Genomic DNA, 17,695 nt, shown 5'->3' with positions numbered 1-17,695 from the left:
CACGTCCCAAGGAAACGGCTTTTCATGGATCTTCTTGTTGTGGGCTCCGGCCTGTTCGGACTCACCATCGCAGAGCGGGCGGCTGAAGCCGGCCGCAAGGTCACGATCATCGACCGCCGCCACCACCTGGGCGGCAACGCCTACAGTGAGGCAGAACCAACGACGGGTATTGAGGTCCACCGCTACGGCGCGCACCTGTTCCACACGTCGAACGAGACCGTGTGGGAATACGTGAACCGGTTCACGAAGTTCACGAACTACCAGCACCGTGTGTACTCGACCCACAAGGGCATCGTGTACCCCCTCCCCATTAACCTCGGAACCATCAACCAGTTCTTCGACGCCGCGTACACGCCGGCAGAAGCTCGCGCCCTCATTGCTGAGCAGGCCGGCGAGTTCGACGCGCACTCGGCGACCAACCTGGAGGAGCGCGGCATTGGCTTGATTGGCCGCCCGCTGTTCGAGGCCTTCATTCGCGACTACACCGCAAAGCAGTGGCAGACCGACGCCCGGGAGCTCCCCGCGTCGATCATTAGCCGCCTTCCGGTGCGCTACACCTACGACAACCGGTACTTCAACGACACGTACGAGGGACTGCCGGTTGACGGCTATACCGCGTGGTTGGAGCGGATGGCTGACCACAAGAACATTGAGGTCAAGCTGTCGACCGACTTCTTTGACGAGTCGCAGCCGCTGCACAAGAAGGCGGTCGTTGGCCAGGTTCCGATCGTCTACACCGGCCCCGTCGACCGCTACTTCGACTACGAGGCAGGCGCACTGTCATGGCGCACGATTGACCTGGAAGAAGAGGTTCTAGATATTCAGGACTTCCAGGGCACGAGCGTCATGAACTACCCGGATGCCGACGCGCCCTACACACGCATTCACGAGTTCAAGCACTTCCACCCCGAGCGCAAAGAGATCTTCGCGCAGGAGAAGACCGTCATTCACCGCGAGTTCTCTCGCTTCGCGACTCGGGATGACGAGCCCTACTACCCGGTGAACACCCCGACGGACCGCGAGGGCGTTCTCGCCTACCGCGAGCTCGGCGCAGGGGAGAAGGACGTTCACTTCGGTGGTCGCCTCGGCACGTACCAGTACCTCGACATGCACATGGCCATCGGGTCTGCACTGTCGATGTGGAACAACCAACTCGCCTAAGGAGCACCCCATGGCGGAAACCCCCCGTTACCTTCTCTCCGACATTACGGGCCCAGAAAGCTGGCGCCAGGTGTACGCGGAGGCGGGCACGCCCGCAACGTAATGACGGTTGCAAACGCGAGCCCGGCGCGGGAGCAAATAGACGACCGACGACGTACTTCCGTCGACTCGGTGCTTGACGCATCGCAAAATCACCGCCATGACCTTGATGGTCTGCGCGCGTTTGCGATCGCGCTCGTGGTCGCGTACCACGTGTGGGTGGGGCGGGTCTCCGGTGGCGTCGACGTCTTTCTGCTGCTGTCCGCGTTCTTCATGACGGGTTCCCTCGTCCGCAAGGCGGATCGGGGGCACATTGGGCTTGGCGCCTACTGGGTCAATCGTTTCTGGCGGCTCGTTCCCGTCGCTGCACTCACCATTGTGGGCGTGCTCGTCGCGACAATGTTGCTGCTGCCCTCTGGCTTTTGGCCGGCGATTTGGGATCAAGCCTGGGCATCGCTGTTCTACTACCAAAACGTGGAACTCGCAGCGAACGCGGTCGACTACTACGCCCGCGGCGTCAATGACGTCAGCCCACTGCTGCACTTCTGGTCCCTCTCCGTGCAGGGGCAGATCTTCATTCTGTGGCCGCTCATCCTGCTCGCATGCTGGGGCATCGCACGATGGACGAAACGTCGCGTCGGAACCATTGCTCTCGTTGTCTTTTCGGCTATTTTCGTCGCGTCGTTCATCTACTCGATCTGGCTAACCGACACGAACCAGACGGTTGCGTACTACAGCACTCCCGCGCGCATGTGGGAGTTCGCCATTGGTTCCATCGTGGCGCTCATTCCCCTCCACCGGGCATTGCCGCGTGTTGCCGCCGAAATTGTCGGCTGGGGCGGCATCGCTGCGCTCCTCGTGTGCGGCATGGTGATCGACGTTTCGGGTGGCTTCCCGGGATACCTTGCGATGTGGCCGGTGCTCGCCGCGGTCGCCCTCATCATTGGCGGTGCGACGGCCAACACCACCTTTGCCGCCGTGCTCGGCTCACGGTTCATGCGATGGATGGGAACCTTTGCCTATCCGCTGTATCTCGTGCATTGGCCGATTCTCGTCTTCTTCATGATCACCACCGACACCGCGCGGCCAGACCTGCTCCAGGGCGGCGCCATCGTCGCCGCGTCAATCGTGTTGGCGATCGCGATTCGATATGGCATTGATCGCCCGTTGCAGAGGCTGCGATTTGAGAAGCGCAACGCATGGGCAGGCGGACTCGCCCTCATCGCGACGGCTTCGATGGTGGTGGTTCCGCTCACTCAGTGGCAGGCGCTGGAGAATCAGCGTGCCGAAATGATCGAAGCGGCAGCGCAGGAGCAGGCCGCTGAGCTCGCGGTTGCGCTCGAAGCGAGCGAAGGCCCGCTTGACGGCGACCTCCTGCTGCCCATCGGTTCACGCATGGCGGAAGAATGGGTGGGGCTCGAAGAGGAATGCACCGGCGACACCATTCCGATTGGTGCGAGTGCCGCGGCCCTGTGTTCGCAGACCATCATCGACGAAGGCGCGCCCACCTTCCTCATCGTCGGTGACTCGCACGCGCAGCAATGGATGGGTGCCTTCGCCCCGCTCGCGGTAGACAACGGCTACAACGTGGTCGCGCTGCTCAGGGGCGGCTGCCCGTTTGCGCTCGACGAGTTTTCCGGAGAGCTAGAGGCATGCAACGAGTGGCGCGGCGAAGTCACCGATTACATCAATGAGACTCAGCCCGACGTGCTGTTCACGGTTGGTACGCGCGCACTCGCTTCAGAGCCCGATGATCGTCCACTCGACGGCATCGATCGAACGCTCCTTGAGGTCGAAGACGCGGTTGGTCAGATCATCCTGGTGCGCGACAACCCCCGGTACTCCGAGAACATCTATTCCTGCGTGTTTGAGAACCTTGATGACGGCATGGCGTGCGCTGCCCCGCTGCAAGACAAGCTCGCCATGACAAACCCGATCGAAGACATCGCCTCAGACAAGATTCACGTCGTCGACATGACGGAACAGTTCTGCCCAGAAGGCACATGTCGCGCGGTTATCGGCAACACCGTGTTGTACATGGATGACAACCACATCACCAAGACCTTCATGCAACACCTGATTGAGCCGGTCGGCATCGCGTTGGACGAGAGTGGATTCCGTTGGTGACGCAAACCTCTGCCAACGACCGCGCCACATCGGCTCAACGCAACCTCCCCCCTCTAGACTCGACATCGTGACCGCTCCCTCCGGCCGCGCCCACACTCCGGCTCGGCGATACCTCCACGCGCTACGACTGTTGTCGGCGCGCGATCTCAAGGTGCGATATGCGACAAGCCTGCTCGGATACTTCTGGAGCGTGCTTGACCCGCTGGTGATGGCCGGAATCTACTGGTTCGTTTTCACGCAGGTCTTTCAGCGTGAGAACGTCGGAGCGGAACCATACATCGTCTTCTTGGTGGCGGGTTTACTGCCCTGGGTGTGGTTTAACCTCTCGGTCAGCGACTTCACGCGCGCGTTCCGTAAAGACGCGAAGCTGGTGCGATCGACGAACATCCCGCGGTCGATCTGGATCGCCCGCATCATCGTCAGCAAGGGCACAGAGTTTCTGCTCGCCTTGCCAGTGCTCGCCCTCTTCGCGATCTTCGCCGGCGCGACCCTTGGGTGGGGCGTGCTGCTATTTCCGCTCGCCGTGTTGCTGCAAGCCCTCCTCCTGCTCGGTCTTGGTTTGCTGATCGCCCCGCTCTGCGTGCTCTATAGCGATTTGGAACGCACCACCAAGCTCGTGTTGCGGGCCCTGTTCTACGCGTCTCCCGTCATCTACGGCATCAAAGATCTCCCCGAACCGTTCAATCAGATAGCTGCGTTCAATCCGCTCTCTGGCATCTTCACGCTCTATCGCATGGCTTTCTTCCCCGAGGAGTTTGACCTGTTCAGCGTTGTCATCAGCGTCGTGATCACCCTGCTCTTCCTGGTCGTCGGCGTGCTGATGTTCCGCCGACTCGAGCGCCCCGTGCTGAAGGAGCTGTGATGTCTGCAACCACGAACACACCCCCGGCGCAGGGGGAGCGTGCAAACCCAGGCAACGCGATGACGATCGTTGACCTTGGCATTTCGTTTCGCCGCAATCGGCGTGGCCGCCCAAGCCTGAAAGATCTGTTTGGCGGCGCCAAACGACGCAAGAAGGCGGGCCTGTTCTGGCCGCTGCGCCACGTCTCCTTCACGGTGAACTATGGCGAAGCCATCGGCGTCGTCGGTCGCAACGGCCAGGGCAAGTCGACGCTGCTCAAGCTTGTCGCCGGAGTCTTGCTGCCAGACGAAGGAACCGTGCAGGTACACGGCGGCGTCGCGCCCCTCATCGAGCTGACTGGCGGCTTTGCTGCCGACCTCACCGTTCGTGAAAACGTGCGCCTCATCGCAGGGCTGCACGGCATGTCACGTGCCGAGATCGACGCCCGCTTCGACGACATCATCGCCTTCGCCGAAATCGGCGACTTTCTCGATACGCCGTACAAGCACCTTTCCAGCGGCATGAAGGTGCGACTCGCGTTCTCCGTCGTCTCCCAGCTCGACGAGCCCATTCTGCTGGTCGATGAGGTGCTTGCCGTGGGCGATAAAGCCTTCCGCGACAAGTGCTACAAGCGCATCGACGAGCTTCTCGCCGAGGGGCGCACGCTCTTCTTCGTGAGCCACAATGAGCGCGACCTACGCCGCTTCTGCACGCGGGGTCTCTACCTCAACAAGGGCGAGCTCCTGCTCGACGGCCACATCGGCGATGTGCTCGATCAGTACAACGCCGACCACAACTCCGGAACCACCAAGCGCTGAAAGCGCTCGCCGGTAGCGGAACCACGCAACCACCAAGCGCTGAAAGCGCTCGCCGGTAGCGGAACCACCAAGCGCCGAAACGGCGGGGTTAGCTGGCGAGGTTGACGAGCGATTCGAGGTCGCGTCGCGCCGACTCCAGTGCCGTTGCGGTGCGGTCGGCATCGGCGTTGCCGAGCGCCTGGCTTAGGTTCTCGATGGCGCCAGCGTACGTCTGCACAGCGCCGTTCCACGTCGCCGGGTCACTGGGCTTCGCATTGTCAAAGAGGCGCTGCACGTCGTGCTCGAGCTGCGTAATCACGTCTTGCGTGCCATCGAACGAGCCGCCGGCGACGCTCTCAGCAATGATGTCTAGACCCGTTCCGGCATCCATCAGGTAGGGGGCAACGGCGGCATTAAAGTCGGCGTCATCCGGCACCGGGTCACCCGTTGGCGTCGCCGACGGGGTGGGATCAGCGGTGGGCGTAGCGCTCGTCGTCGGCGAAGGCGTTGCCGAAGCGGTGGGCTTCGCCGTGCTCGATGCGCTCGCGGTTGGCGTCGGGGTACCGTCACCCTGAAATGGCGGGTTCATTGCCAGCACGACGGCGCCGCCGGCGATCACCAGCGCGACCACGCCGATCGCGACCAGCATGCCAATGCGACCAGAATTACCAGAGCGAGGGGACACGAGGCTCCTTGACTTACTTTGCGTCGGTGGTCAGAGGCGCGAGCGGCGGCATGGGCGTCCAGCTGCGGTCACGCGAGAGTTTGCGACCGTCGCGAATGCCGCGGAACAGATTGCTGGTTCCGCGCACCTTACGCTCCACAATTGTGAGGCGAATCAGCTCTTTCGTAAACGTCAGGAAAGAACCGAATGCGAACGCAATGGGGCGGTACGCGCCGTGCTGCTTGTAGTAGTGCCGCATATATGCCCGATTGCGCATGATGTAGTAGCGGTAGGCGTCGCTTGACGCATTCAGGTGGCGAAGACCCATGTCCCACTGCTTAATTTCGCGGGTTCGGCGCAGCACAAAATCGTCAACGATCACGGCCGTCGTCTTCAACGAGGCAAGCCAGCCGTAGACCGTGTCATCCCAGTAGATAAAGAACCGCGGGTCAGGCAGTCCGATTTGCTGCACGATGTCGCGGTGAATGAACATGCCCTCAAAGCAGCCCGAGTTCATTTCTTTGAAGCCGGAACCATCAAAGGCGGCGGGAGCGAACGGGATGGGAATACCCATGGCAACAGAGACCCGGTACTGCCAATAGAACTCGCTACCGTCGTAGTCGTAGCGACGACCCTGGATGCTCTTGAACCGCGGAGCCCACTTGCCCATCTTCGCGAGGCCGTCTTCGACGAGTTCCACATCGTCGTCCATCATCCAGATCCACTCAGAGCCCAGCTCATACGCAACGCGCATGCCTTCGCTGAAGCCGCCGGAACCACCTGTGTTCGTCTCCATGCGCCGGTATACCAACGTGGTTCCGAGACGCTCGTTGAATCCCTCAACAACGGAGGGCGTGTCATCGGATGAAGCGTTGTCGATCACGACGACATGACCGGGCTTGGGGTCCATGCAAATGATGGAGTCGAGCAGGCTGGTCAGCAGGTGCGAGCGGTTGTACGTGACGATAACGATCGTTGCCGACGCCGGTTCGAATGCAGCAGACATGATTCCCAGGGGGTGAGGGGGGGAGTGGAACGCCTTCGAGCCTACCCTGGCTGGATGGACGGATTCTGAGGGCGCGGCGCGTCCATCAGTTCTCGCCACGACTTCACCTGGCCGGCGCGCGTTGCGCACAGTACAAACAACATAAATCCCACACTCGTGATGATGGTGCTTTCGAGCATGGAGTTGGCGAGTAGCGTGATGAGCACGAGTGGCGTCCACGCGTAGAGGATCGACTTGCGCTCTGTTGCGATGAGCCACGAGCGGGTTAGTGCGAGCCCCGCGGCAAACAGGAAGAGCATGAGGCCGACGATGCCGAGCTGAATCAGCACATCGAAGAATGCATTGAGTGCGCTGAGGTGTTCCGCCCCCGCTCGGTCGTTGATCGACCAGAACGGAAACTCATTGGGTGCCCACGGGCCGAAATATCCCCAACCCTGCCACGGGCGCAGCCTGCTGTAGTCGAGCAGCGCGTTCCACAGATCCGCGCGCACCGAAATGTCGGTTCCTGCCCCCAGCCACCGAATGATCTGATGGCGAAAGATCAAGCCGAGGGTAATGGCACCCACCACGAGCCCGGCGAGGGCGATTTGAACGCTGACGCGGCGCTCCTTGGGCGTCGATCGCACGATGGCGAGCGCGCCAGCGCTGGCGGCAACGACGCCAACGAGCACGATCGCGGTGGGGGAGAGGGAAAGCGCGATCAGTGCCAGCGCCATCGTCATGCTCACGATTGCGCGCGGGCGTTCGACAGACTGGGTACGCATTTCAATCACAAACGTCACCAGCGCGATGACGCTCACCAGGCCGAGCAGGTTTCTGGTTTCAAAGATGCCCTGCACGGGGCCGCCCGCTGTCAGATTGCCCTGCACGCCGAGAAAGGCGAACGGTGCATCGAAAATGACACCGCTCAGCAGCTCGACGACAATCGAGAGGGCAAGCAACACCCGCAGCACGTCGCCGATCGCGCGCACCGTCTGGAGCGAGTCGCGAATATGCGCGATGACGATGGCCATGAAGGCGTAACCCAACAGACCCCACATGCCGATCCACGTCCACCGTTGGTCAGACGACCAGGTGAAGGACAGGCAGGTCCACACCAAGATGAGCGCGATACTCCACGGAATCAGGCGGATCCACGCGAGCTCGGCACGCCGCACGAACAGCACGGCCGCGCCGACCACGACCAGGCCGACAATGATCGTGGTGAGGGTGGCAGAGCCGACGAGATTTTCTATCAGCGGGCCGGCAAACGCGGTGGCGAATGCGGTTAGCGCATAGGCGCGCGCAAACGCCGCCGAGTCCAGCGTCTCGGCCAGGCGTGAGGGTGGGGCTGTGCTCATCGGCGAGTGAGTGGTCGGCGGACGGGGGGAGCGTCGCCCTGTTCGAGCGCGGCAGACTGCTCGGCGGTTCCCACCCCAACGATGGGGGCAGATTTGATCTTGAAGCTCAGCATGACGATGAACAGCCATCCCCACAGCATGATCGGCGCCGACTCCGTGATGCCCTGTACGAGCAACAGCGCCACCATCAAGACGGGGAAGATGCTGATGACCGTGAACGGGCGCGCGTCGTTGAGATCCCACCGTGGACGATCAACCGCGAAGAACCACGACCGCCAAATCAACGCGAGCATCGTCGCGATCAAGATCGCACATCCGATCCACCCCAGCTGATAGATCACATCGATCCACATGTTGTGTGCCTGCATCACGATTTGGCCGTGATCGACCAGCCCCGCCGAGATGGTCTCATCAAACGGAACCCACGGGCTGGAGTAACCCCACCCGATCACCGGACGCTCGGCGATTCGTTCGGCGATCGCCGCCCAAATGTCGGCACGGCCGGTGAGGTTATCGCTTCTGCCCAGCAGGCCAAAGACCACATCACGGTAGACGAAGACGAGCAGTGCGGCGGCGGAACCAACGCCTGCGAACACGAAATAGGCGAGCGAACGCTGGGATGGTTTGGTGGTGCGCCGCATGATCAGAACGCACACCAGCACGGCGACGATGCCTGCCGCGCACATGAACACGGTGGCAGAGCCCGCGCGGTACATCAGGTACGCAGACACCACGATCCAGGCAATGAGCCAGCTGCGCCGCGGTGCGCTGGACAGTGCGCGAATCGTGAAGACGATCACGGCAATCAGACACAGGATGGCCAGCAGGTTGGCGTTGCCGAGGATTCCTTGAATGCGGCCGCCATCAAACAGGTTGTCGCGTGACCAGTACCACTGCGGGTCGATCTTGCCCGCGGGAGGCTCAACGAAGAACGGGAAGATCGGATGCTGAATCACCAGTGAGACGAACAGCTCGAACATCAGAGAGAGCCCGACGACCCACTTCAGCGCAGACGCGATCACGCGCATGAGCTCTCGCCAGCTCAGCACGTGTACGAGAAAGAGCGCATGCAGTGTGACGGAAAGCATTCCGGCCACGGTTAGGGCGCTGGATGCCGGCCACGCAGACCACGAAATCGACAGCGTTGCCCACAACACGTATAGCAGTGCGGTCCACGGCAATCGTCGCCAGGGAAAAGGGTTGGTCTTTTGCTGCACCACGAGGAGCGGAATCCACCAACCCAGCGTTCCCAGCGTCATCAGGATGACAACGCCTGCCGCGCCCGTGGTTCCGAGGAGGTGGTTCCAGAACGGGAGAGCGAACAATGTGAACAGCACGAAGATGGCGTGTGCGCGCAGCATGAGTCGGCGCGTCGATTCACGCGGCGGTGCCTGGGGTGGTGCTCCGACCGGGTGGCGCGAATACGTGGGCATGATCACACAATCTATCGTTCGGGCTCCGATTTTCTGTGTGAGAACGGCGGAGGGGTGCCGGAGATCTGCGACAAAGTCGCGTTGCGGTGACGCGACACGCCGCATTTTCCAGATGAAGGTTAAAGATGGGGTTGAGGGTTTACTATCCGCGACTTGACCCACACGAATGACACGGGTGTAATTAGTTAGGGCACGGCACCCCGTGTCCGGGGGAAAAGAAAGGGAGAGCACATGACGGCTTACCGTTCCGGCGTTCCCGACAACTGGTTCGTCGACCCTGTTCACCTCGGTGTTCCTGGTGTCCGCAAACCATCCGAAGACGACGATAACGCTCTCGCTTGGCAAACGGATGCGCTGTGCGCGCAGACTGATCCTGAGGCATTTTTCCCGGAGAAGGGCGGATCCACGCGTGACGCGAAGCGCATTTGCTCGACGTGCGATGTGCGCTCCGAATGCCTGGAGTACGCCCTGCAGAACGATGAGCGATTCGGCATCTGGGGTGGTTTGAGCGAGCGCGAACGTCGAAAGCTCAAGCGCCGAGCAGTCTGAGTTTGCGGCGCGCGCTCCGGCGTGTTCGGCGCGTGCGCCGCTCTCATTCTCGTTTCCTGCTTAGGCTGGCACTGATATGCCCGCCCCCATTCACGCCGTTCTCGTTATTCGCGCCGACGCGCGCCCCGAGACTCTCGCGCACCTGAAAGAAACGCTCGCGGCCATCGCCGAGCAAACTCATCCGGTTGACGCGCTCACCGTCGTTCAGTGTGGGTCGCACCCAGATATCACCGCCGTGCTCAACGCTTCGGCGGCAGAGAGCATCATCGCGGCGTCTGCCATGACCGGATTTGCCGCCGCGGTTGACCTGGCATCGCGCCGCATTGCTGCCGGGCGCGCCCTTTGGTTGCTCGCGCAAGACACGGTTCCGGCCCCCGACGCATTGCAACACCTCGCCGCTCGACTTGAGACCTCGCTTTCGGTTGCCGTGGTGGCGCCCAAGCTCGTGCGCGCCGATGAACCGGCGATCTTGGAGTCTGTCGGCGTCTCGATGACGGAATACGGGCGCACCGTCGTGATCGGTGTCGGCCAAATCGACCAGGGGCAACACGACGCGACCGAAGACCTTCTCGGCGCCGATATTCGCGGCATGCTGATCCGTGCCGATGAGGTCAAAGAGCTCATGCCCGATCCGGCGCTCGCCGGAGGAGATGAGGGCCTCGATATCGGTGTGCGTGCCCGCCTTCGCGGTTTGCGTGTCGACCTCGCGCCGAACGCGGTTGTTGCCGTGCACGGTGACGGCGTCGCAGGCCTACCGGCGCCGCGAAAGGCGCGTGATCGGCGCCGCATTCACTATGTGAGCCGGGTTGCCCAGTTGCACCGGCGTTTGACCTACGCACCCGCGTGGGCGGTTCTGCTTCATATTCTGAGCTTTCCGTTTCTCGCTTTTGGCCGCACGCTGCAGCACCTCATCAACAAGCAACCAGAGCGCGTGCTGCCCGAGTGGGGTGCAACCCTCCTGACCGGGCTTCGCTGGGGCGCGATTGCGCGCTCACGAAGGACATTGGCCGGTAGCCGCGCGGGTTTCAAACGCGTGGCCCCGCTGCGATTGACACCGCGACAGGTCAAGGCGGCTGAGCGACAGCAGGCAACAGAAGACAACACCACGGTCAAGACCGAGCTGCATTTCTTCTCGGGCGGCGGCGCCTGGGTGACGCTGGCCGCGCTCGTCGTCTCCGTCGTGATTTTTCCCGCGTTGCTCGCCTGGCCAACCATCGCCGGCGGCGCCCTCCTGCCGCTGCGTGACAGCCTGACTCAGCTGTGGGCCGACACACAATTTGGCTATGCGGGCGTTGGGCTTGATGGCCCAGGGCCCGCCGACCCGTTCAGCGTCGTTGTCGCGCTCATCGGCAGCCTTTTCCCCACCAACCCCGGGGTGACGTTTGTTGCACTATGGGTCTTTGCCCTCCCGCTGGCGGTTCTGGGCGGCTGGTTCGCCGCCACCCGCGTGACCGAGCGCTCCGGGTTGCGCATCGTCGCCGCAATCGCGTGGGCGCTATCTCCCACCTTCCTCTCGGCGCTGATGACGCCGCGGCCGACCGCGGTGATCGTGCACCTGCTGTTGCCGTGGCTTTGCTACGCGATCATGGTGGCGCACCGCTCCTGGGGCGCCGCGGGCGCAGCCTCCCTCCTGCTGTGCGTGATCGCGGCCTGCGCACCATCGCTCGGGCTGTTCCTCATCGCGGCGATTGTCGTTGCCGCCATCGTGTTCGCCTGCTTCGGTCGCGTGCGCGGTGGCGTGCGCTACCTTTGGATCATCGTGCCCACCCTGGTGTGGTTCCTTCCGCTGGCGTGGCGCAACTTCACGCTGGGCACGCCGCTTGCCACACTTGCTGACCCGGGTGCGGTGTACGGCGGTGCACGCGCAGAACAGACGTGGCTGGGCAACCTGCTCACGGCCGCGGGCTTTGCCGATGCCGACCCGGGTAGTTGGTCTCAATTCTTGCTCACGTGGAACCTCGAAACGCTTGCTCCGCTGGCCGCGCTGCTGCTGGTTCCGGTGCTGGTCCTCGCCCTGGTTGCGCCGTTCTTGAAGCGCTGGCGTATCGGGTCTGCGCTGGTGCTCACGGCCGCCGCCGCGACGATTGCGGCCCTCGTGGCCTCCCGCATTTCCGTGTCTTTTCACGACTCGCAGGCGGTGCCGATCTGGCCCGGCGCCCTGCTGTCGACCGCATGGTTGTGCCTCGTGCTGGCCGCCCTCGTCACGCTTGACGGTGCGCGCCTCAAGCGCGCTGTGACATCGAGCATCGCGGTCGCGATGACCACGCTCATCGTGGTCTCGGCCGTACCGATGCTGACACAGCCCGCGCGGGGCGTCGCGGTCCTCACGCAGGGGCGTGAAACGACGCTGCCGGCGTATGTGGCGGCCGAAGCGCGGGAGAATCCCAACATCGGAACGCTGGTGCTGGTTCCGCAGCCTGACGGCTCTTTCCTCACACGGGTGGTGTGGGGCGGAACCAATGCGCTGGGCGCGCAGTCGACGCTGGTACATACGCGCACCACCGTGACGGCGGCTGACGAGCGCCTCGCCGCCGAGGTCGCGGCCATCGTGACGCCCGGAGCGGGGAGTTCGGCCGAGGCCATCGGCGAACTCGGCGTGCAGTACGTTCTCGTCGCGCTGACCGTTGAGGAGCCTGCGGCGCAGGCAGCGCGCGAATCTGCCATCGCATCGCTCAACGTGCTTGCGGGACTCACTCGGGTTGGCGAGACGGGCAAGGGGGCGCTGTGGCGCCTTGACGGCGAGCCCGCCGCGCGAGCGGAACCTCGCCCCGAAGACACCCCGTATCTCACGACGATGACGGCGGCGGCTGCCATTGTCACGCTCATCGCGCTGTTGCTGGCGATTCCGACCCCAACGTCGGTGCGCGCCTCACGGCGCAAGCCCCGCGTCGTTGACGCTCAAGGATCGGAGAACCTATGAGCACGCCGCGCAACAAAGCGATTCATCTCAGCGCTCGTCTCGTTGGCGGACTCGTGATTATCGCTGGCGCCACGATCGGGGTGGCGGCATCGATTGCGGCACCATTTGATGGGGTCACCGCCGTTCGACCCGCCATCACCGCGCAGCCGGCGGCCGGAACCACGATGCTCGGCTGTTCGGGGCCGCTACTCGCTGTTGGGCGTGATGCCGCAAACGCGCAGGCGCTGTCGATCGCGCAGACGCCGCGCTTTGTCACGTCGGATGCTCCGGGGTTGCGAGAGGAGCCCGTCGCGCTGGTGAGCGTTCCCGATGCCACCTCGACGATGTTCGCCGCCGATCCGATCGACGGGGAGCGGGTCGCGATTGCCGCGGCCGGTTCGTTGAGTATCACCAGCCCGGATATCACCGGCTTCGCCGCGTACGCGTGTCAGCCAGCGGCGATGCAGTCGTGGATTGTGGGGGCCGACACCCTCACCGGATCGACCGGTGTGCTGACGTTGACGAACCCGGGTGAGGTCACGGCGACCGTTGACGTCACCATCTACGGCGCTACCGGCCCGCAACCGGTTCCGGGTTCTACCGGCATCGTTGTCGCGGCAGGCGCCACGGTTGCCGTAGATCTGGCGTCGCTGGCAGGCGACGAGTTCGGTCCGGTGCTGCGCGTTGACGCGCACGATACGCCGGTTCTTGCCAATTTGCAGTCCGGGCTCGTTCGCACGCTCGTCACCGGAGGCGTTGACGTGCAAAGCGCCGTTGCGGCGCCGTCCACGATGCAGATTGTGCCGGGCATCGTCGTGAGTGACAGCGGTGACGGTGCTATGGAGTTTCAGCGTGCGCGGATTCTCTCGCCAGCAGAAACCACCGCAGCCCAGGTGTCGTTTCGTGCTGTCGGTGAGAGCGCCGACTCGTATGTGACGACGGTGGCGCTTGAGGGCGGAATTCCGACCGAGGTTGAATTGCCGGCACTGCCTGCGGGCACCTACGTGATGACGGTGAATGCCGTGAAGCCCGTCGTTGCCGGTGTCTGGTCGACAACCGGCTACGAAGACGGATCAGACTTCGCGTGGGCAACGGCCACCCTGCCGCTGACCGAGGGGGCGACGCCGTTTGCTGTCGCGGATGGTGCGGCCCCGTCTCTCACCCTCGCGAACCCCGGCGAGACGAGGGCTCGCGTGAGCGTGACGACTCCTGCAGGCGACCGCGACTACACGATCAACCCGGGAGCTGCGATCGCCGTTCCCGTTACAGCGGCATCGAGCGGAACCGTGACGGTGGCCTCGGGGACGGTGCACGCTGCGGTGAGTTTCGCCGGAGAAAACGCCACGGCAACGTATCCGGTGTGGCCAGCCGATGCGGCGGCTATGCCCGTCGTGGTGCGGCACTAGGGTTTCGGCGCGCGCCGGGCCCGTGGACCGAATCGGCTAGCGTCGCCGGTCGGGGGCGAGCTCCCAGGGCTCCTTGCCCAGGTATTCTGCTGCCGCGTAGATCACGGCGGTTTCCACGATCATGCGGCCGTGCCATTCATCGTCGCGGTGCCACTTGTCGAGTCGCTCGAGCGGAACCCGAAACACGATGATCCGCTTTTCGTTCTGCGAGACCGACCAGCGGGGCATCTCGCGGTTCGCATGAAACGGGATGGTTCCGATTTCGAACCGCACATCGCGCAGGGCTTCGTGCGCAGAGCGCAAGTATTCGCTCGTGGTGGCAACGATCACATCAAAGCGATCGATGCGGCTCTCCAGCTGCGGCAGCGGGGGGCGCGTCAACTGTGAACGGCCAGCGCGGCCGTGACGGCCATGACGCGAACGTGCGCGCAACGGAGTCGGCTCGGCCTCGGAGGTCATGCCACCATCCTACGCGCACGGGTTTTGGCGGATCACCGCTGCATCAGCGAAGGCAACGGCCGGCGTTCGCTAGTGTGGGACTGTTATGCAGACCAGGTTGTGTTCCAAGGTGGGGTGTGCCCGCGAGGCGGTTGCCACGCTCACCTACGACTACGCCGACCAAATGGCGGCCGTCGGCCCCCTCGGCCCTGCGGGCAACCCGCACGCGCACGACCTCTGCCAGATTCATTACGAGCGTCTTTCGGTTCCGCGCGGCTGGATGATCGTTCGACACGAGACGCTTCAGTCTTAAACAGCGCGGCGCTGTCAGAACACAGGTTCCGCCCCGCGACCGTAGGGCGCCACAGTTACGTTCAGGTTCCGGCGAGCAGGCGGCCGGAGCGGGCGCTTCGCGTTTGGAGCGCACGCAGTTCGCGATCGCGCCGCACCACCATGATGCCGACGACCGCCGCGGTTGGTTCTGCCGGCGGCATCGGGTTCACATACGGCTGGGACTGCGCGAGCAGCTCCGTTGCGAGACGATGACGCGAAGCCGGATTCATGACACCTGCCTCGTGCGAGAACTGCCATAGCTTGCGCGAGAGATGATCGGGCATGCGTGACACATCGGCCACGAGGGCCCATGCTGTCAGCTCCGGGGGCAGGGCGAGATGCGATGACGGAACCTGGGGGGCGCGCACCCGCTCGCTGTAGGTACCAGCGGCCAGATCGCCGAGGCGCTGCGCTCGCGGCGTGAAGATCCCGACCAGCAGCGCAATGGTTCCAAACGTCATCAGCACCTCGACAACGCCCACCAACGCGCGCAAGAAGGCGTGACGAAACCCGATGGTTCCGCCGTCGGATCGCACGATGCGTCCGCCCATGATCAGTTTGCCGAGGCTGCGTCCGTGGCTCAGGGTTTCGATGGCCGTCGGGATGGCGACGGCGATGAGCACCAGTGCCACAATCATGCCGATTCGTGAGGTTTCGGCATCGAGCACGCCGTTGCCTGTGAGCCAATTCATCAGCAGCATGATCGCGACGAACTCCACGACCATCAGCAGCACGTCGAAGCCAGCACCGACGGCCCTGGCGATGAGACCGAGGGGCTGCAGGTCTAACGCGACGGCCTCGCCGGTGAGGACTTCGTCCTGCATAGTTGCAGTGCTCACGGTTGGCATGAGTACAGTAAATCAAATGGATCTGGATGCATTGCGCGCGGCACGGGCGGGGGAGTGGGATCGCCTCGCCGAACTGTCGCGGACAAAACGTCTGAGCGGCGCTGAGGCCGACGAACTCATTTCGCGGTATCGGGCAGCATCCGCCGACCTCGCCGACGCGAAAACGAGCGCCGGTCGCACCGTGCTCAGTGACTACCTCTCCACCTTGCTGAGCAATGCTCGCGCGCGACTGACCGGCGCACCTGACAACGTGATGCGCCAGATTCCGCGGTTCTTTGCGGTACAACTCCCGGCAGCGCTGTACCGATTGCGATGGACGACCCTCGCCGTTGCGGTCGCCTTTCTCATCATTGCGTCGACCGTGGCGTTCTGGATCTCCTCAGACCCCGCGCTGATCGCGGCCCTCGGCAACCACGACGCGCTTCGGCAATACGCGGAAAACGACTTCACCGAGTATTACAACCCTGCCGCCTCGTTTGCCGGCATGGTGTGGACCAACAATGCATGGATTTCTGCGCAGGTGATCGCGCTGGGCATCACCGGAATCTACCCGGTGGCCGCCCTCATGCAGAATGCGGTTGGCCTCGGGCAGGCGGCTGCGGTGCTGATGGAGTTTGATCGCGGCGATGTGTTCTTGCTGCACATCTTGCCCCACGGCATGCTCGAACTCACCTGCATCTTTGTCGCGGTCGCCGCGGGTCTCCACATTTTCTGGGCCTGGGTCGCGCCCGGCAGGCAAACCCGCCTGGAATCGCTCGCGCAGGCCGGTCGTTCGCTCGCGACCGTCGTCGTTGGCCTGATTCTCGCGCTAGCGCTCTCGGGCGTAGTCGAAGGATTCGTGACCGGCCAACAGTCGTGGCCGTGGGCGGTCAAGATCGCCATCGGCGCGCTGGCGCTCGGCATCTTCTTGTTCTACATGCTGTTCTTTGGTCGCCGGGCCGCGCGCGCCGGCGAGAGTGGCGACCTCACCGAGCACGAACGCGGAACCCCGCAGTTGGTTGCCGGTTAGAACAACTCGGCAACCAACTGCGGGGCATCGGCGTTAGCGCTTGACGTTGTCGAAGACGGCCCGATACGTGTAACCGGCGATGAGTGCGCCAATGATCGGGAACACAATGAACACCCACAGCTGCATGAGTGCATCGCCGCCGCCATACAGCGCCGTGGCGAGCGAGCGGGCGGGGTTCAGCGACGCGTTGTCGACGGGGATCGCGATCAGAATGAGCAGAAACAGTGTGGAACCAATGGCAACACCGGCAAACGGCGTTGGGCGGTCGGGGTGCGTCACGCTAATGATGACCCAGAGGAAGATGGCAACGGCCACGACCTCGATGATCATGGCGGCTACCAGGCCAAACCCGCCCGGCGAGTGATCGCCGTAGCCGTTGGAGGCAAAGCCGCTCGCCTGCGCCGCGGCCAACCATCCATCGGGGCCGAACACGCCGATGGCCATGGCGACGGTCGTTGCGAGCAAGCCGCCAACCACCTGCGCCACCAGGTAGCCGCCGACATTGCGCCACTCAAAGCGGCCAGCAGCGGCGAGCCCCAGAGTGACAGCAGGGTTAAAGTGCCCGCCAGAGATCGGCCCAAACGCGTACACGCCGATGGTGAGAGCAACACCGAGGCCGAGAGCGACGGCAATCGGAACGGTGCCGCCGACGGGGGCGGCTTCCGGAACCATGAAGAAGGCTCCGAAGACTCCTGTGCCCATGATCGAAAACACAAGGAGGAAGGTTCCCACCGCTTCAGCGGCGAGCTTGGAGCCGAGGGTGGGCTCCGCGACTTTCGTAGTGCTCATGATGTTTCCCGATCTG

General features: G+C 63.5%; 16 protein-coding genes. 9 read left to right on the top strand and 7 right to left on the bottom strand.

The genetic code is table 11. The features are described from left to right. The first annotated feature begins 24 nt into the window (after positions 1 to 24). The 4 genes from glf to FVP60_RS03760 all read left to right on the top strand — a co-directional run bounded on the left by glf (position 25) and on the right by FVP60_RS03760 (position 4,986). Positions 25 to 1,161: a UDP-galactopyranose mutase gene (gene glf, locus FVP60_RS03775; RefSeq protein WP_147824905.1), complete on the top strand. Its 1,137-nt coding sequence runs from the start codon at positions 25 to 27 to the stop codon at positions 1,159 to 1,161. Positions 1,162 to 1,263: 102 nt separating this feature from the next. Next, positions 1,264 to 3,327, top strand: coding sequence for an acyltransferase family protein (locus FVP60_RS03770; RefSeq protein ID WP_147824904.1), 2,064 nt, complete (start codon positions 1,264 to 1,266; stop codon positions 3,325 to 3,327). 64 nt (positions 3,328 to 3,391) lie between these two features. Next, positions 3,392 to 4,189 (top strand): ABC transporter permease, encoded by a 798-nt coding sequence (locus FVP60_RS03765; RefSeq protein ID WP_147825496.1) that lies wholly within the window; start codon positions 3,392 to 3,394, stop codon positions 4,187 to 4,189. A gap of 59 nt (positions 4,190 to 4,248) precedes the next feature. Continuing rightward, positions 4,249 to 4,986 (top strand): ABC transporter ATP-binding protein, encoded by a 738-nt coding sequence (locus FVP60_RS03760; protein ID WP_425463449.1) that lies wholly within the window; start codon positions 4,249 to 4,251, stop codon positions 4,984 to 4,986. Positions 4,987 to 5,074: 88 nt separating this feature from the next. On the opposite strand, the gene FVP60_RS03755 is transcribed toward FVP60_RS03760, so the two are convergent. From FVP60_RS03755 to FVP60_RS03740, 4 genes are read right to left on the bottom strand one after another with little or no spacing between them, the layout of a single operon-like run. Next, on the bottom strand, positions 5,075 to 5,650 hold the full coding sequence (locus tag FVP60_RS03755) for a hypothetical protein (protein WP_147824902.1): 576 nt from the start codon (positions 5,648 to 5,650) through the stop codon (positions 5,075 to 5,077). Positions 5,651 to 5,663: 13 nt separating this feature from the next. Beyond that, positions 5,664 to 6,635 (bottom strand): glycosyltransferase family 2 protein, encoded by a 972-nt coding sequence (locus FVP60_RS03750; protein ID WP_147824901.1) that lies wholly within the window; start codon positions 6,633 to 6,635, stop codon positions 5,664 to 5,666. Positions 6,636 to 6,676: 41 nt separating this feature from the next. Then, entirely contained in the window at positions 6,677 to 7,975 is a 1,299-nt protein-coding gene (locus tag FVP60_RS03745; RefSeq protein ID WP_187240549.1) for an O-antigen ligase family protein, read from the bottom strand. Continuing rightward, entirely contained in the window at positions 7,972 to 9,408 is a 1,437-nt protein-coding gene (locus tag FVP60_RS03740) for an O-antigen ligase family protein (protein WP_147824899.1), read from the bottom strand. The genes FVP60_RS03745 and FVP60_RS03740 overlap by 4 nt, the downstream gene beginning before the upstream one ends. A 231-nt stretch (positions 9,409 to 9,639) precedes the next feature. Between FVP60_RS03740 and FVP60_RS03735 the strand changes: the two genes are divergently transcribed. From FVP60_RS03735 to FVP60_RS03725, 3 genes are all read left to right on the top strand, one after another. Then, positions 9,640 to 9,957: a WhiB family transcriptional regulator gene (locus FVP60_RS03735; RefSeq protein ID WP_147824898.1), complete on the top strand. Its 318-nt coding sequence runs from the start codon at positions 9,640 to 9,642 to the stop codon at positions 9,955 to 9,957. A gap of 76 nt (positions 9,958 to 10,033) precedes the next feature. Further along, on the top strand, positions 10,034 to 12,877 hold the full coding sequence (locus tag FVP60_RS03730) for a glycosyltransferase (RefSeq protein WP_147824897.1): 2,844 nt from the start codon (positions 10,034 to 10,036) through the stop codon (positions 12,875 to 12,877). Then, positions 12,874 to 14,262, top strand: coding sequence for a DUF5719 family protein (locus FVP60_RS03725; RefSeq protein WP_147824896.1), 1,389 nt, complete (start codon positions 12,874 to 12,876; stop codon positions 14,260 to 14,262). The genes FVP60_RS03730 and FVP60_RS03725 overlap by 4 nt, the downstream gene beginning before the upstream one ends. A gap of 36 nt (positions 14,263 to 14,298) precedes the next feature. Here FVP60_RS03725 and FVP60_RS03720 read toward each other — a convergent pair whose 3' ends face one another. Beyond that, entirely contained in the window at positions 14,299 to 14,721 is a 423-nt protein-coding gene (locus tag FVP60_RS03720; protein ID WP_246132444.1) for a hypothetical protein, read from the bottom strand. 85 nt (positions 14,722 to 14,806) lie between these two features. On the opposite strand from FVP60_RS03720, the gene FVP60_RS03715 reads away from it, so the two are divergent. Further along, positions 14,807 to 15,013, top strand: coding sequence for a DUF3499 family protein (locus tag FVP60_RS03715; RefSeq protein ID WP_147824895.1), 207 nt, complete (start codon positions 14,807 to 14,809; stop codon positions 15,011 to 15,013). Positions 15,014 to 15,074: 61 nt separating this feature from the next. On the opposite strand, the gene FVP60_RS03710 is transcribed toward FVP60_RS03715, so the two are convergent. Continuing rightward, positions 15,075 to 15,872 carry an RDD family protein gene (locus tag FVP60_RS03710; RefSeq protein WP_246132443.1) on the bottom strand — a complete coding sequence of 266 codons (798 nt, stop codon included), beginning with the start codon at positions 15,870 to 15,872 and terminating at the stop codon, positions 15,075 to 15,077. A gap of 25 nt (positions 15,873 to 15,897) precedes the next feature. Here FVP60_RS03710 and FVP60_RS03705 point away from each other — a divergent pair, with 25 nt between their 5' ends. Beyond that, the gene (locus tag FVP60_RS03705; protein WP_147824893.1) at positions 15,898 to 16,890 is read left to right on the top strand and encodes a stage II sporulation protein M; all 993 of its coding nucleotides are present in this window, start codon (positions 15,898 to 15,900) and stop codon (positions 16,888 to 16,890) included. A 33-nt stretch (positions 16,891 to 16,923) separates the two neighbouring features. Here FVP60_RS03705 and FVP60_RS03700 read toward each other — a convergent pair whose 3' ends face one another. Beyond that, the gene (locus FVP60_RS03700; RefSeq protein WP_147824892.1) at positions 16,924 to 17,679 is read right to left on the bottom strand and encodes an aquaporin; all 756 of its coding nucleotides are present in this window, start codon (positions 17,677 to 17,679) and stop codon (positions 16,924 to 16,926) included. Positions 17,680 to 17,695 lie beyond the last annotated feature (16 nt).

The organism is Microbacterium mitrae (assembly GCF_008017445.1).
Lineage (GTDB): Bacteria > Actinomycetota > Actinomycetes > Actinomycetales > Microbacteriaceae > Microbacterium > Microbacterium mitrae.
The sequence above is the reverse complement of the archived record's forward strand: the minus strand, read 5'-3'. Positions and strand labels throughout refer to the sequence as shown.